Annotated in this window: 11 protein-coding genes; 4 read left to right on the forward strand and 7 right to left on the reverse strand. The window is 72.7% G+C overall.

Annotation, left to right across the window (positions count from 1 at the left end):
* Positions 1–20: 20 nt before the first annotated feature.
* From nrfD to ATL45_RS32540, 4 genes are all read right to left on the reverse strand, one after another.
* Positions 21–887 (reverse strand): NrfD/PsrC family molybdoenzyme membrane anchor subunit, encoded by an 867-nt coding sequence (gene nrfD, locus ATL45_RS32520; RefSeq protein WP_211841350.1) that lies wholly within the window; start codon positions 885–887, stop codon positions 21–23.
* Positions 884–1,750 carry a 4Fe-4S dicluster domain-containing protein gene (locus tag ATL45_RS32525; protein ID WP_093145920.1) on the reverse strand — a complete coding sequence of 289 codons (867 nt, stop codon included), beginning with the start codon at positions 1,748–1,750 and terminating at the stop codon, positions 884–886. Before ATL45_RS32525 ends, nrfD begins: the two co-directional genes overlap by 4 nt.
* Entirely contained in the window at positions 1,747–4,992 is a 3,246-nt protein-coding gene (gene fdh / locus ATL45_RS32530; protein WP_170210411.1) for a formate dehydrogenase, read from the reverse strand. The genes ATL45_RS32525 and fdh overlap by 4 nt, the downstream gene beginning before the upstream one ends.
* Before the next feature lie 118 nt (positions 4,993–5,110).
* Positions 5,111–5,737 carry a pyridoxamine 5'-phosphate oxidase family protein gene (locus tag ATL45_RS32540; protein WP_093147189.1) on the reverse strand — a complete coding sequence of 209 codons (627 nt, stop codon included), beginning with the start codon at positions 5,735–5,737 and terminating at the stop codon, positions 5,111–5,113.
* Between the two features lie 78 nt (positions 5,738–5,815).
* Between ATL45_RS32540 and ATL45_RS38585 the strand changes: the two genes are divergently transcribed.
* Entirely contained in the window at positions 5,816–6,454 is a 639-nt protein-coding gene (locus ATL45_RS38585; protein ID WP_143121524.1) for a DUF6597 domain-containing transcriptional factor, read from the forward strand.
* On the opposite strand, the gene ATL45_RS32545 is transcribed toward ATL45_RS38585, so the two are convergent.
* The 3 genes from ATL45_RS32545 to ATL45_RS32555 are packed head-to-tail and all read right to left on the reverse strand — an operon-like array spanning position 6,359 to position 10,062.
* Positions 6,359–7,408 (reverse strand): PDR/VanB family oxidoreductase, encoded by a 1,050-nt coding sequence (locus ATL45_RS32545; RefSeq protein WP_093145916.1) that lies wholly within the window; start codon positions 7,406–7,408, stop codon positions 6,359–6,361. The two genes, ATL45_RS38585 and ATL45_RS32545, sit on opposite strands and share 96 nt — an antisense overlap.
* Positions 7,408–8,289, reverse strand: a complete 882-nt coding sequence (locus tag ATL45_RS32550) for a metal-dependent hydrolase (RefSeq protein ID WP_093145915.1) — start codon at positions 8,287–8,289, stop codon at positions 7,408–7,410. The genes ATL45_RS32545 and ATL45_RS32550 overlap by 1 nt, the downstream gene beginning before the upstream one ends.
* Positions 8,290–8,301: 12 nt before the next feature.
* A complete protein-coding gene (locus tag ATL45_RS32555) occupies positions 8,302–10,062 on the reverse strand; it encodes an SDR family oxidoreductase (RefSeq protein WP_093145914.1) in 1,761 nt (586 codons plus the stop codon).
* Positions 10,063–10,162: 100 nt separating this feature from the next.
* Here ATL45_RS32555 and selA point away from each other — a divergent pair, with 100 nt between their 5' ends.
* The 3 genes from selA (at position 10,163) to ku (ending at position 14,349) form a co-directional block, all read left to right on the forward strand.
* Positions 10,163–11,452: an L-seryl-tRNA(Sec) selenium transferase gene (selA, locus tag ATL45_RS32560; RefSeq protein WP_093145913.1), complete on the forward strand. Its 1,290-nt coding sequence runs from the start codon at positions 10,163–10,165 to the stop codon at positions 11,450–11,452.
* Between the two features lie 100 nt (positions 11,453–11,552).
* Entirely contained in the window at positions 11,553–13,298 is a 1,746-nt protein-coding gene (gene selB / locus ATL45_RS32565) for a selenocysteine-specific translation elongation factor (protein WP_093145912.1), read from the forward strand.
* A 91-nt stretch (positions 13,299–13,389) separates the two neighbouring features.
* On the forward strand, positions 13,390–14,349 hold the full coding sequence (ku, locus tag ATL45_RS32570) for a non-homologous end joining protein Ku (protein ID WP_093145911.1): 960 nt from the start codon (positions 13,390–13,392) through the stop codon (positions 14,347–14,349).
* Positions 14,350–14,351 lie beyond the last annotated feature (2 nt).

Genomic DNA, 14,351 nt, shown 5'->3' on the forward strand with positions numbered 1-14,351 from the left:
CGGAATGAGGTAACGGCTGGTCAGGAGGTGCGCTGCGGCATCACGGTGTAGCGGGGATCGCGCGCGGATGCTCGACCGGCCTCGAAGATCCCGTACCGGGTGGCCGCCGCCGCGGCGTTCAGGCAGAGCCCCGAGGCGACGCGCGCGGTCCGGCTCCGGCCGGCGAGCACGGCCGCGCCCAGACCGAGGCAGGTCAGCGTCCGGGCGGCGCGCAGCACCGCGCTGGCCCTCCCCTGCTGGTAGACCTCGCCGACCAGCCCTGCGCCCCGGTGCATCCGGCGGGCGGCCACCAGCTCCAGCACCGAACCTGCGATCGCCATCCGCCGCGCGGGCGCGGACTCCTCCGGCGCGGCGAGCATGCCGACGGCTCCGGCGCTGGACACCGCGCTCCCGGCGAAGACGAACGGCAGCTCCCGGTACACCGCGTGCCAGCCCGGCACGGCCGTGTCGGCCAGCAGCACCGCGGTGTAGGTCGTCATCGCGGGTGCGATCGCACCGGCGATCGCCGCGGCGGCTCGTCCCGCGCCGGGCAGCCGACCGGTCAGCTCGCTGGCCGCCGCCGCGCCGGACAGCGCCGAGAACGGCGCCAGGATCCAGGACCCGACGCTGAGCGGGGAAGTCGGCTTGAACACCCGCAGCATGTTCAGGAACCGCGTCGGCCGCCCCAGGTCGTGGACCAGCGCTCCGACGCTAGCGGTCGCGCCCACCGCGGCGGCCAGCCGACCGGCCCCGGCCAGCCGGTCCCGGCCGGTGAGGTCGGCCAGCAGCGCCATCGTCGACGACGCTCCGGCGAGGCCGCCGAGGTAGAGGTAGAGCGGCACGTCCGGCACCTTCCACACCGGTGGCTTGAGCACCGGGCGGCCGTAGTAGGACTCCGCCGCCGTCACCGCTTCCTCCCCAGGAAGCAGCCGGCGATCACCGCGGCCGCGGTCAGCGCCGCGCCCGCCGCGTGCCGCCACATCGACGGCAGGTCGCGCGTGGTCACCACCGGGTCCGGCGGCAGCCCGTAGACCTCCGGTTCGTCCAGCAGCAGGAAGAACGCACCGGCTCCGCCGACGCCGTCGGCGGGGTCCTGCCCGTAGAGCCGGGCATCGGTGATGCCCTGCTCGTGCAGCTCGGAGACCCGCAGCGCGGCGCGTTCGCGCAGCTCGTCGAGCGGCCCGTACTGGATCGACTCGGTCGGGCAGGCCGTCGCGCAGGCGGGCATCAGCCCGGCGCCCAGCCGGTCGTGGCACATCGTGCACTTGGCCGCGCCACCGGTGTCCGGCCGGATGTCGATCACCCCGTACGGGCAGGCGGGCACGCAGTAGCCGCAGCCGTTGCACACGTCGTCCTGGACCAGCACCGTGCCGTGCTCGGTGCGGATCAGCGCCCCGGTCGGGCAGACGTCCAGGCAGGCGGCGTGCGTGCAGTGCTTGCAGACGTCCGAGGACATCAGCCAGCGCACCTGGTCACCGCCCATCCCGGGCATGCCGAGGTCCACAGTGGACTCCTGCTCGACGAAGGCGACGTGCCGCCAGGTGGTGGCGCCCAGGGCACCGGTGTTGTCGTAGGACATCCCGGTGAGGTCCATGCCGTCCTCGGGCAGCAGGTTCCACTCCTTGCAGGCGACCTCGCACGCCTTGCAGCCGATGCACACGCTGGTGTCGGTGAAGAACCCGACCCGCTCGGGGTGGTCGGGCGGGTAGCCGGCATCGCCCGCCGGGTCGGCCAGCGGTCCGCTCAACCGGTTCCGGGCCACAAAGCTCATCTCCCTCCGCGTTCCGGGTCGTCGGCGTGCTCCACGCCGGTTCGCTCGGTGATCCCCGCTCGCCTGCGGTAGTCCTCGACCAGGCGGAGCAGCGCCGCGCCGCGAGGCCGCCGCCCGGGGCGGATGTCGCAGGCTCCCGCTTTGGTCTCCATGATGTGCACGTTGGGGTCCAGCGCCACGTTGATCAGCTCGTTCGCGGCGTCCCCCGTGGTCAGCCCGTTCGGGCCCCAGTGCCACGGGATGCCGATCTGGTGCACGGTGCGCTCGCCCAGCCGCAGCGGTCGCAGCCGGGCGGTGACCAGCACCCGGCCCTCGATGGCGCTGCGCGCGGTGATCACGGTCGCCCACTCGAGGTGCCGCAGTCCGCGCTCGGCCGCCAGCTGCGGGGAGATCTCCAGGAACATCGCCGGGGCGAGTTCGGACAGGTGCGCCAGCCACCGGCTCATACCGCCCGCGGTGTGGTGCTCGGTGAGCCGGAACGTGGTGAACACGCAGGGGAACACAGCACTGCCCGGCTCCAGTCCGCTGGGCTGGTAGGGGTTGTCCGGGCGGGCGAACACCTGTCGTGCCGGATTGCGCTGCTGAGCGGGGTGCACGCGGTTGTTCAGCGGCGATTCCTGCGGTTCGTAGTGCGCGGGCAGCGGCCCGTCCACCAGCCCGGACGGGGCGTAGAGCCAGCCGCGGCCGTCGCTCTGCATGATGAACGGCTCGGTGCCCGCGATGCCCTCCGGGCCGGTCGCCTCCGGCGCGGGCACGAAGTCCGGGCGCTTGGTGCGGTCGAAGTCGGGCACGTCGTGGCCGGTCCACTCGCCGCGCTGGTCGTCCCACCAGACGTAGGCCTTGCGGTCGCTCCACGGCCGCCCGTCCGGGTCCGCCGACGCGCGGTTGTAGAGCAGGCGGCGGTTGGCGGGCCACGCCCAGCCCCACTCCGGGGCCACCCAGGACTGCTCCGCCCCCGGCCGTCGGCGGGCGGCCTGGTTGACACCGTCGGCGAAGACACCGCAGTAGATCCAGCACCCGCAGCTGGTGGAACCGTCCGCGCGCAGCTGGGTGTAGGACGACAGCGGTGCGCCGTCGGCCCCGGTGCCGTTGATCTCCCGCAGCACCGCCGCCGCGCTCGGCTCGCCGATCGCGCCCTCAGTCGGGTAGTCCCAGGTCAGCTCCCGAAGCGGGCGGTCGCGCTCGACGTCCTGCGCCTTCTGCCGCAGCCGCAGGCCCAGGTGGTAGAAGAACCACAGGTCGCTGCGCTGGTCGCCGGTGGGTTCGACGGCCTTGTGGTGCCACTGCAGCAACCGCTGGGTGTTGGTGAAGGTGCCGTCCTTCTCGGTGTGCGCGGCCGCGGGCAGGAAGAACACCTCGGTGCCGATCTCCTCGGTGCGCAGCTCGCCGGTCTCGACCTCCGGGCCGTCCTGCCAGAAGGTCGCCGTCTCGACCAGGTTGAGGTCGCGCACCACCAGCCAGTCCAGGTTGGCCAGGCCCAGCCGCTGCTGGCGGGAGTTGGCGGAGCCCACGGCCGGGTTCTCGCCGACCACGAAGTAGCCCCGGCAGCGGCCCTCGATCTGGTCGATAACCGTCTGGAAGGTGCCGTGATCGCCGGTCAGCCTCGGCAACCGGTCGAAGCAGAAGTCGTTGTCGGCCGTGGCGTGCTCGCCCCACCACGCCTTGAGCAGGCTCACCAGGTAGGCGCGCATGTTGGCCCAGTAACCGCGGGCGTGCTCGTCCGGCGCGACGTAGGACTCCACGTCGGGGTCGGCCGTGGAGTACGGCATCGGGAGGTAGCCGGGCAGCAGGTTGAACAGCGTCGGGATGTCGGTGGAGCCCTGGATGCTGGCGTGCCCGCGCAGCGCCAGGACTCCCCCGCCCGGTCGGCCGACGTTGCCCAGCAGCAGCTGCAGGATCGACGCGGCGCGGATGTACTGCACGCCCACGGTGTGCTGCGTCCAGCCGACCGAGTAGACCACCGCCGAGGTGCGGTCCCGGCCGGAGTTGGCCACCAGCTGCTCGGCGACCCACTCGAAATCCGCGCGCGGCACGCCGCAGACCTCCTCCACCAGTTCCGGCGTGTAGCGGGCGTAATGCCGCTTGAGCAGCTGGAACACGCACCGCGGGTGCTGCAGTGTCGGATCGCTGCGGGCGCGGCCGTGGTAGACCGGGCCGCCGGAACCGGTGGTCTCCGGGCCGTGCGAATTCGTCGGGACCTCCGGGCCGTGCCCGCCGACCGACGGGACCGCGGTGCTGCCCTCGTACTGCCAGCTGTTCGTGTCGTAGCTGCCGACCTCGGCGTCGAGTCCGGAGAAGACGCCGTCCAGGTCCTCGGTGTCGCGGAAGTCCTCCCCGACGATCATCGCCGCGTTGGTGTAGGCGGCCACGTAGTCGTGGAAGTACGCGTCGCTGGTCAGCACGTGGTTGATCAGCGCGCCGAGGAACACGATGTCGCTGCCCGCGCGCAGCGGTACGTGCCGGTGCGCCAGCGCCGAGGTGCGGGTGAAGCGCGGGTCGACGTGGATGACCGTGGCGCCGCGCCGCTTGGCCTCCACCACCCACTGGAAGCCGACCGGGTGCGCCTCGGCCATGTTGGACCCCTGGATCAGGATGCAGTCGGCGTTGACGAGGTCCTGCTGGAAGGTGGTGGCGCCGCCGCGCCCGAAGGAGGTGCCCAGACCGGGCACCGTGGAGGAGTGTCAAATGCGCGCCTGGTTCTCCACCTGGATCGCGCCGAGGGCGGTGTAGAGCTTCTTCATGAGGTAGTTCTCCTCGTTGTCGAGGGTCGCTCCTCCGAGGCTCGCGATGCCCGTCGTGCGGTGCAGCGGACGCCCGTCGGCGTCGGTGTCCTGCCAGGTGGCGGCCCGGGTGGCCAGCACCCGGTCGGCGATCATGTCCAGCGCGGTGTCGAGGTCGAGGTCCTCCCAGTCGGTGCCGTGCGGGCGGCGGTAGCGGACCTTGGTCTGCCGCAGCGGTGAGGTCACCAGCTCCCGGCTGGCCGAGCCCTTCGGGCACAACCGGCCGCGGCTGATCGGTGAGTCGGGATCGCCCTCGATCTGGGTGACCGCACCGTCCTGCACGAAGACCCGCTGGCCGCAGCCGACCGCGCAGTACGGGCACACCGAGCGCACCACCGCGTCGGCGTCCTCGGTGCGCGCCCGCTGGGCGCCGGTGCGCTCCGAGCGGGCCGCCAGGCCTCTGCCCAGCGGATCCGCGCCGGTCAGCTGCCGGAGCAGCGGCCAACCGAGCCACTCGGCCATCGGATCCCTCCTCGCACACGTGCTCCCAGGAGAAACCCGATCGCCGTCGGGTGCAAGCCGGAACACGGCCCCGACCTCGGCGCACCGCGCGAGCGGGCCGGTGGCCGGGCCGCGACCGTCAGTAGAGGTGCTCTGCGTACCGCGGGCCGTAGTAGCGCTCCAGCTCGGCCAGCGAATCCTCCGGCCGATCCATGAGTTTCGCGATCTGCGGGCGGGAGGGCACCGAATCCGGTTGCCAGGTCTCGGGCTTCCACAGCCCGGAGCGCAGGAACGCCTTGGCGCAGTGGTGGAAGACCTCGTCGATCTCCACCACCATCGCCAGCACCGGCCGGTGTCCCTTGACCACCATGTCGTCGAAGAACGGCGCCTCGCGCACCAGCCGGGCCCGGCCGTTGATGCGCAGGGTGTCGCCGCGCCCGGGCAGGAAGTGGATCAGTCCGACGTGCGGGTTGGACAGGACGTTGCGGAAGCCGTCGGCGCGCCGGTTGCCCGGGCGCTCCGGGATCGCGATCGTGCGGTCGTCGAGCACCAGGGTGAAACCGGCGGGGTCGCCCTTGGGCGAGACGTCGCAGGTGCCGTCGGCCGCCGACGTCGCGATCAGGCAGAACGGCGAGGCGGCCAGCCACTGCCGGTCCACCTCGTGCAGCGCGCCGCGCGCCTTGTCCCGGACCCTGGGCAGCGGTTCGCCCAGCAGGTCCCGCAATTCCGCTTCCGAGGTGATCTCCACCAGCCCGGCGAGTGCCACGAATCCTCCCGAGATCGACTGCACCCGACCCTACGCCGCATCGTCGGCGCCGCACCGATGCGCGCCTAAGATCACGTCGTGCGCGACGTCCGTTATGAACGATTCCCGCCGCCACCCGGCACCTCGCGCTACGTGGAGCACGTGTGGCTGGTCGAGGCACCGGCCGATGCCCGGACCAAGCACGAGATCCTGATCCCCAACGGCCGTCCGGCCGCGGTCTGGTGCCTCGGCGAACCAGGCGTGCTCCACGACCCGCTCACCGGCACGTCCCAGCCCCACCGGGGCGTGGTCTTCGGAATCACCACCCGGCCGCTCGTGCTGGAGCAGGACGGCGCTTCGTCCTACGCGGGTGCGCAGCTCACCCCTTGGGGTCTCGCCGCGCTGTCGCCGGGAGAGCCGCTGGTCGACACGTTCCGGCCGGTGGCGCAGTGGCTGGGCGCGGAATCCGGCGCGCTGGCGGCAGAGGCGCACGCCTCCCGCGGCTTCAAGCGGTTCACCGTGCGCAGCAGGAGGCGCGGCCACCGGCGAGCCGCGCACCATCCCCGGCGAGGGGCACGTGGTCTACGTGCACGACACCGAGGGCAACCTCATCGGGCTGAAGCAGCCGGTCGAGTAGCGCGGTCACAGGTCGAGCACCACGTGACCGTCGGACCGGGACACGCAGATCGCCATGTGATCACCGGCCGCCCGGCCACGGTGCTCCACCTCGCCGTCTAGGACGCGGACGTGGCAGGTGCCGCAGAAGCCCTGGCGGCACGAGAAGGACACCTGCGGCAGCACCTCGGTGATGGCCTCCAGCGCCGAGCGGTCCGCGGGCACCTGCACCGTTCGCCCGGTGCGGGCGAGTTCGACGGTGAACGGCCTGCCGTCGTTGATCGGCGGCGCCGAGAACCGTTCCCAGTGCAGCGAATCCGCCGCGCTGGCGGGTAGGTCCACCCGCACGCCGGTGATCATCGGGATCGGCCCGCAGCAGTACACCGCGGCACCCGGCGGGGTGTGCTCGAGCAGTTCCGCGCCGGAGGCCGGGATGCCGAACTCGGTGTCCGGCCGGATCCACACCCGCACCGGGTCGAGCTCGGCCAGCTCGTCGAGGAACGGCATCGACTCCCGCGAGCGCCCGGTGTGGACCAGCCGCCAGTCCGCGCCGCGCGCCGCCGCCGTGCGCACCATCGGCAGGATCGGTGTGATGCCGATGCCGCCCGCGATGAACAGGTACTTCTCCGCCGTGATGAACGGGAAGGCGTTGCGGGGCCCGCGAGCGGTGATCCGGCTGCCCGGCCGCAGCACGTCGTGGACCTCCCGTGAGCCGCCCGCGCCGTCGGCGATCCGCCGCACCGCGATCCGGTAGGAGCGCCGGTCGCCCGGTTCGCCGCACAGCGAGTACTGGCGCGTGCGCCCCGACGGCAGCACGAGATCGAGGTGCGCTCCCGGCTGCCAGGTCGGGAGCAGCCCGTCGCCCACCAGCCGCAGGCTGATCACCTCGTCGGCCTCGGCCCGGACCTCGGCGACCTCCAGCGGGATGTCGCGGTCCACCGGCGCGACCGGCCTCCTGTTGCGGCGGCTGTTGCGCTGCAACCACTCCATGCCGACGGCCACCTTGTCCAGCGCCCACAGGAAGCGGTCCGGCCCGCTGCCGCTGAGCGCCCGCGGCACCGCACGAGCTCCGGCCATCAGTGCTCCGCCGCCTGCGCGGCCGGGGACTTGGCCAGGTAGGCGATCGCCTGGCTGGTCGAGCCGTGCTGCGACGGGTGGTAGGACCGGCGGAAGTAGGCCGGGATCGAGCGCAGCATCTGCCAGTAGCTCGGCGTCAGGCCCATGCGGCCGGTGCGCAGCATGTCCCGCCAGCGCGGTTTGCGGCGGCCGCGCAGCACCGGGTCGGCGGCCATCAGGTACTTCACGCCGCGCACCCACAGCACGGCGAGCACCACCATCGCGATCACCATCGCGTGGCAGCGGCGCAGGTAGCTGCCGTCGACGTGCATGTAGAGGTCGTAGGCCACCGAGCGGTGCTCGACCTCCTCTGCTCCGTGCCAGCGCAGCAGGTCGAGCATGGTCGGATCGGCGCCGGCCGCGTCCAGCGCTTTCGCGTCGAGCACCCACTGGCCGAGGAAGGCCGTGTAGTGCTCGATGGCCGCGATCATCGCCAGCCGCTGCACGAGCCACGACTCGGCGCGCCTGCCGCCGTAGGGCCGGTCGCCCAGCACCTTGCGGAACATCCAGCCGACCTGCTCGACGTAGGGGCGGGTGTCCATGCCGTGGGCGTCGAAGTGGTCCAGCACGCCCTGGTGCGACTCGGCGTGCATCGCCTCCTGGCCGACGAAACCGCGCACGTCCTCCAGCAGCTGGTCGTCCTTGATCAGCGGCAGCGCCTGCTTGAAGACCTCGACGAACCAGCGCTCGCCCTCGGGCAGCACCAGGTGCAGGAAGTTGATCACGTGGGTGGCGAAGGGCTCACCGGGGATCCAGTGCATCGGCAGCTTCGACCAGTCGAACTCCACGTCGCGCGCCTGCAGCACGACGCGGTCCGGCTCGCCCGGATCGATGTGGGACATGTCCGGCTCCCTTCAGCGCGGTGTCAGATCGGCCCTGGCCGCTGCGCGCAGCAGGCCCGGGGTGAGGCGGGAGAGCACCAGTCCGGCCTTGGCTTCGGCGGTGACCGGTGCGATCGCGGTATTGCGGCGGGTGGCGCGCAGGATCTCGGCAGCGGCGCGCTGCGGGGTGAAGTTCCGGCGCTGGTAGAGCCGCTTGGCGGCCTGCCTGAGCCGCGCCTGCTCGGCGTCGTCGACCCCGACGAAGCGGGTGCTGGTGGTGATCCCGGTGTTGACCAGCCCGGGGCACACCGCGACGACACCGATCCCCTCGGCTGCCAGCTCGACGCGCAGCGACTGGCTCAGCGCCAGCACCGCGGCCTTGGTGGTGCTGTAGGCCGGGAGCAACTGCGAGGGCAGGTAGGCCGCGGCCGAGGCGATGTTCACGATCCGGCCGCCTTCGCCCCGGTCGATCATCTGCCGCGCGAACTGGCGGCAACCGTGGATGACGCCCCACAGGTTGATGTCGATGGCCCGCTCCCACTCGGCGTCCGGGGTGTCGAGGAACGCGCCCGCGAGACCGATCCCGGCGTTGTTGACCACCACGTCCGGCGTGCCCAGCTCCGCGCGCACGTGCTCGGCGAAGCGCTCCACCGCAGCGCCGTCGGCGACGTCCACGCGGTGGGGCGTGGCGCCGGCGCCGGTGCGGGTGATCAGCGCCGCGGTGTTCTGGGCGGCTGCCTCGTCGATGTCGGCGACGACGACGTGCGCCCCGGCGGCGGCGAACTCCACCGCCGTCGCCCGGCCGATCCCGCTGCCCGCTCCGGTGACGACCACCAGCTGGTCCTGGAACTCGCGGCGTCCCGGACGCACCCGGCTGCGCCGCAGACCGCGCGACTCGGCACCGCCCTCGACGTGCTCGACCAGCTCGGCGGCGCACCGCGCGACGAGTTCGGGACGGCTGCGCGGCAGCCAGTGCCCGCCCGGGACCCGGCGAATGCGCAGGTTGGCCACCCACTGGGCGATCTCGGTCTGCATCGGCGCGGAGACGAACGGATCGCCGGTCGGCGCGAGCACCTGGACCGGGATGTCGGTGCGCCGCTCCCCCGGATCACCGAGGCGTCCGCGCATGTTCGCCCGGTAGAGCGCCAGCCCGCGCACGCCGTCGGACACCGCGGGCTGCGTCGGGTTGTGGGCAGCGCGCGGGTCGAGGCGCTCCAGGGTGGCGATCAGCCTGCGCATCGCACCGGTCCGCCAGGCCAGCTCCGGCAGCACCGGGAGCTGGAAGAAGCTGATGTAGCCGGAGAAGATCAGCTGGTTGACCAGCTTGCGCAGCGATCGCGGGGTCGGGTGCCGCAGCTGCTCGCGCATCCACCGACCGGCGTGGTCCAGGCACGGGCCGGAGATCGAGGTGAACGAGGCGAACCGGTGCGCCAGCCGCGGCTCGGTCACCGCGTGCCAGGCCTGGATCGAACCCCAGTCGTGCGCCAGCAGGTGCACCGGCCGGTCCGGGCTGACCAGGTCGGCGACCCGGCCGAGGTCGTCGGCGAGCTGGGCCAGCAGGTAGGCGCCGGTGCGGCGGGGCTTGTCGGACTCCCCCGCGCCGCGCACGTCGTAGCTGACCACCCGGAAGCGCCCGGCGAGAGCGTCGGCCACGCCGTCCCAGATCGCCTGGTCGTCGGGGTAGCCGTGCACCGCCAGCACGGTCGGTGCCGAAGGATCGCCGTGCTCGCGCACGGCCAGCCGCAATCCGTCACTGGTGTCGAGCCATCTGCCGGCTTCCCGCGTGCGAGCCATGTTCCGGAGCCTACCGAAGTTGTCAATACTCATTGTCACAGTGAATGTTGTTGCAGATCTCCCCGAGCCGCATGGCCCGGACGGCTCTACAGTGCGGACCATGTCTGACCCGCGGCAGCGCGTGCCCGGCACCGACCGGGTGCTGACTCACCCGGAGGTGGCCGCCGCAGCGGACCGGCTCGGTCACCGGCTGGTCAAGCATGCTGTGCACACCGCGCAGCAGCGAGCGCGCGACGGCGAGATCACCGTCTCCGCAGTCATCGCGGAAACCCTTGCCGCGCTTCCTGATTCGGCGGCGAGCAGCCGACCGGTGCTCAACGCGACCGGTGTCCTGCTGCACACCAACCTCGGCCGGGCCCCGCTCTCACAAGCCGCCGTCGATGCCCTCCGCCGCGCCGCCGGAACCACCGATGTCGAGCTCGACCTGAGCACCGGTCGGCGCGGGCCGCGCGGGGCCGCGGCACTGGCCGCACTGCTTGCCGCCGTGCCGCGAGCTGAGGCGGCTCACGTGGTCAACAACGGTGCCGCAGCGCTCTCGCTGGCCGCCACCGCACTGGCGCAGGGCCGCGAAATCGTGCTGGCGCGCGGCGAGATGGTCGAGATCGGCGACGGCTTCCGGCTCCCCGAACTGCTCACCGCGACCGGGGCGCGACTGCGGGAGATCGGCACCACCAACCGGGTCCGGCTCGACGACTACCGGGCGGCCGTGGGACCGGACACCGGGTTCGTCCTCAAGGTCCACCCGTCCAACTTCGTCATCACCGGTTTCACCTCGGCGGTTCCGGTCGCCGCGCTGCGCGGCATCGGCGCTCCGGTGGTGGTCGACATCGGCTCCGGCCTGCTGCACCCGCACCCGGTGCTGCCGGCCGAACCCGACGCCACGAGCGTCCTGGCCGACGGTGCCGACCTGGTCCTGGCCAGCGGCGACAAGCTGCTCGGCGGGCCGCAGGCCGGACTGCTGCTGGGCCGGGCGGAGATCGTGCAGCAGCTGCGCCACCACCCGCTGGCCCGGGCGATGCGCGTCGACAAGCTGACCCTCGCGGCGCTCGAAGCGACGCTGCGCGGCCCGAGCACGCCGATCGAGCAGGCGCTGCGCCGCGATCAGCAGAGCCTGCTGCGGCGGGCCGAGCGGTTGGCGGAGGCCTTGAGCGCAGCCGGTGTTCCCGCGTCCGCGCAGCCGAGCGAAGCGACGGTCGGTGGCGGCGGCGCACCCGGCGTCGCACTCCCCAGCGCCGCAGTCGTGCTGCCCGCACGATTCGCCGAGCTGCTGCGGAGCGCGGATCCGGCGGTCCTGGCCTGCCTCGCGCACGACCGCTGCCTGCTCGATCTCGCCGCGCTCCCGCCCGAGGACGACGACGGTCTGCGCCGTGCCGTGCTGGGCGCGGCCTGACCAGCGTGGTTTGCGTGGCCGGTCCCGCCATGGCCTAGTGGTCGTGTCCGGACCGCGGACGAGTCCCTTTCCGCCGACCACAGTTCGGAGGCAGGCACTGGTGCACGTCATCGCCACCGCCGGGCACGTCGACCACGGCAAGTCCACGCTCGTCCGCCGGCTCACCGGGACGGACCCGGACCGGTGGGCGGAGGAACGGCGCCGCGGGCTGACCATCGACCTCGGATTCGCCTGGACGCGGCTCGCCGACGGCTGCACCGCCGCGTTCGTCGACGTTCCCGGGCACGAGCGGTTCGTGCCGAACATGCTGGCCGGGATCGGCCCCGTGCCCGCGGTGCTGTTCGTCGTCGCCGCCGACGAGGGCTGGATGCCGCAGTCGGACGAGCACCTCGACGCGCTGGACGCGCTGGGAGTCCGCCACGGCGTGCTCGCGGTGACCCGCAGCGACCTGGCAGACCCGGCCGCGGCGACCGAGCAGGCCGTGGCCCGGCTCGCCGGAACAGCGCTCGCCGGTATTCCCGCGGTGCAGGTCAGCGGCGCGACCGGTGCCGGTGTCGACGCACTGCGCGGTGAACTCGACGCCCTGTTTCACCGGCTCCCGCCACCGGATCCCGACGCCGACGTGCGGCTGTGGATCGACCGGGTGTTCACCGTCCGCGGCGCGGGCACCGTCGTGACCGGCACGCTCGCCGCGGGAACTCTGCGTATCGGGGACCAACTGCGGCTGCATCCGGCCGGGATCACCTGCACCGTCCGCGGGCTCCAGGCCCTCGGCTCTCCCGAATCGCAGGTCGGAGCTGTGGCGCGGGTGGCGGTGAACCTCCGCGGCGTCGACTGCGCACAAGCCCGGCGCGGCGATGCGCTGCTCACTCCGGACCGCTGGTTGACCACCGAAGTCTTCGACGTCCGCATCCACCCGGCACCGACGTCCTGGCCCGCGGAACTCGTGCTGCACATCGGCTCGGCCGCCACCACGGTGCGGGTCCGGCCGCTCGGGCCGGTGCATGCGCGGCTGACCTCACGACTCCCGCTGCCGCTGCGCATCGGCGACCGGGCGCTGCTGCGCGATCCGGGCGGCCACCGGATCCACGGTGGTCTGCACGTGCTCGACGTGCGGCCGCCTGCGCTGACCCGGCGCGGCGCAGCGCGGGCTCGCGCTGCCGAACTGGCGGCGATGAGCACTTCTCCCGACGGACGCGCCGAGCTGGACAGACGGCGCGTGATCAGGGCCGACGAGCTGCGCGCGATGGGTGCGAGCCCGCCGGGAGCCGGACGGTGGCTGATCTCCGAGGAGCACCGCGCCGAACTCGCCGCCCGGCTGGTGGAGCTGCTCGCCCGGCACGAGCAGGACGATCCGCTGGCGGGCGGGATGCCGGTGGAAGCCGCTCGCCGGGCCCTGGACCTGCCCGATACCGCGCTGGTCGCGGAAGTCGCCGCAACGGCGGGAATCGCGTTGCGGGCCGGGCAGCTGCGCCACGAGCACCCGCAGCTGCCCGGCAACGTCCACCGGGCCGTCGCCGCCGTCCGCGAGGCGCTGCTCGACCACCCGTTCCGCGCGCCGACCGCCGCCGAGCTCGCCGCCTTGGGACTCGGAGACCGGGAACTGGCGGCGGCCGCGCGCGTCGGCGAGCTGCTCCGGGTGGCTCCGGGGCTGGTCCTGCTGCCCGACGCCGAGCAGCAGGCCGTGGACCGGCTGACCCCGCTGCCCGAACCGTTCACCCTCAGCCAGGCCCGACAGGCGCTCGACACCTCCCGGCGCGTAGCGGTCCCGCTGCTCGAACTGCTCGCTCACCGGGGCCGGACGCGCCGGCTGCCTGACGGCACGCACCGCGTCGTTCCCCAGTGACCCGCGGCGGGAAACGCCGAGGTCGGGCCCGAGTTCTGCGATCTTGCCGCCCCGACCGCATCGTGGACGGTGGGGGCGATGGGAGGTTGCCATGCCGCGCAAGATCTGGACCGGGTCGATCAACTTCGGCCTGGTGACCATCCCGGTCGGCCTCTACGCCGCGACCGAGGACCACACCGTGCAGTTCCACCAGTACGAGCGCGGCACCACCGACCGAATCCGGTACAAGCGGGTCAACGAGCGCACCGGTGAGGAGGTCGGCTACAACGACATCGTCAAGGGCCGCGAGTACGAGGGCGGGGTCATCTCCGTCGAGCAGTCCGAGCTGGACGAGATCGCCCCCGGGCGCTCCCGCACCATCGACATCACCACGTTCGTCGACCTCGCCGAGATCGATCCGGTGCACTTCCAGAAGACCTACTGGCTGGCCCCGAACAGCAAGGAGCACTTCCGGCCGTACAACCTGCTGCGGCGCGCCATGCAGGACACCGGGCAGGCGGGCATCGCGACGTTCGTGCTTCGCGGCAAGCAGTACCTGACCGCGGTGCGGGCCGACACCGACGTGCTGGCGCTGAACACGCTGTACTTCGCCGACGAGATCCGCGATCCCGCCGAGCTGGTCGGCGACCAGCCCGAGCAGTCCGGCCCGTCGGAGAAGGAACTCACCATGGCCACCACCATCATCGAGTCGATGAGCGGCCCGTGGGAGCCCGAGGAGTACGAGGACACCTACACGGCGAAGGTCGAGGAGCTGCTCGCGGAGAAGGCCCACGGCGGCGAGATCAAGGCTGCCGAGGCACCGCCGCAGCCGACCGACGTCATCGACCTCACCGAGGCGTTGCGGCGCAGCGTCGACGCGGCGCGCAAGGGCCGCGCGCCGAGCGAAGCGGAGGACCTCTCCGAGCTGAGCAAGGCCGATCTCGACAGCCGCGCGAAGGAGCTCGGGATCAAGGGCCGGTCCAAGATGAAGCGCGCCGAGCTGGAGTCCGCGGTCGCCGAGGCCACCGCAGAGAAACCCGCCGGTGGCCGCCGCTCCCGCAAGGCGTCCTGAGC

It is taken from the genome of Saccharopolyspora antimicrobica (genome assembly GCF_003635025.1).
In the GTDB taxonomy this organism is placed as follows: Bacteria; Actinomycetota; Actinomycetes; order Mycobacteriales; family Pseudonocardiaceae; genus Saccharopolyspora; species Saccharopolyspora antimicrobica.

What these genes read in the sequence shown, in the direction of transcription:
- ATL45_RS32525 (WP_093145920.1), bottom strand. Translation starts at nt 1,750, where the DNA reads ATGAGCTTTGTGGCCCGGAACCGGTTGAGCGGACCGCTGGCCGACCCG.
- ATL45_RS32545 (WP_093145916.1), bottom strand. Translation starts at nt 7,408, where the DNA reads ATGGCCGGAGCTCGTGCGGTGCCGCGGGCGCTCAGCGGCAGCGGGCCG.
- ATL45_RS32550 (WP_093145915.1), bottom strand. Translation starts at nt 8,289, where the DNA reads ATGTCCCACATCGATCCGGGCGAGCCGGACCGCGTCGTGCTGCAGGCG.
- ATL45_RS32555 (WP_093145914.1), bottom strand. Translation starts at nt 10,062, where the DNA reads ATGGCTCGCACGCGGGAAGCCGGCAGATGGCTCGACACCAGTGACGGA.
- selA (WP_093145913.1), top strand. Translation starts at nt 10,163, where the DNA reads ATGTCTGACCCGCGGCAGCGCGTGCCCGGCACCGACCGGGTGCTGACT.
- ku (WP_093145911.1), top strand. Translation starts at nt 13,390, where the DNA reads ATGCCGCGCAAGATCTGGACCGGGTCGATCAACTTCGGCCTGGTGACC.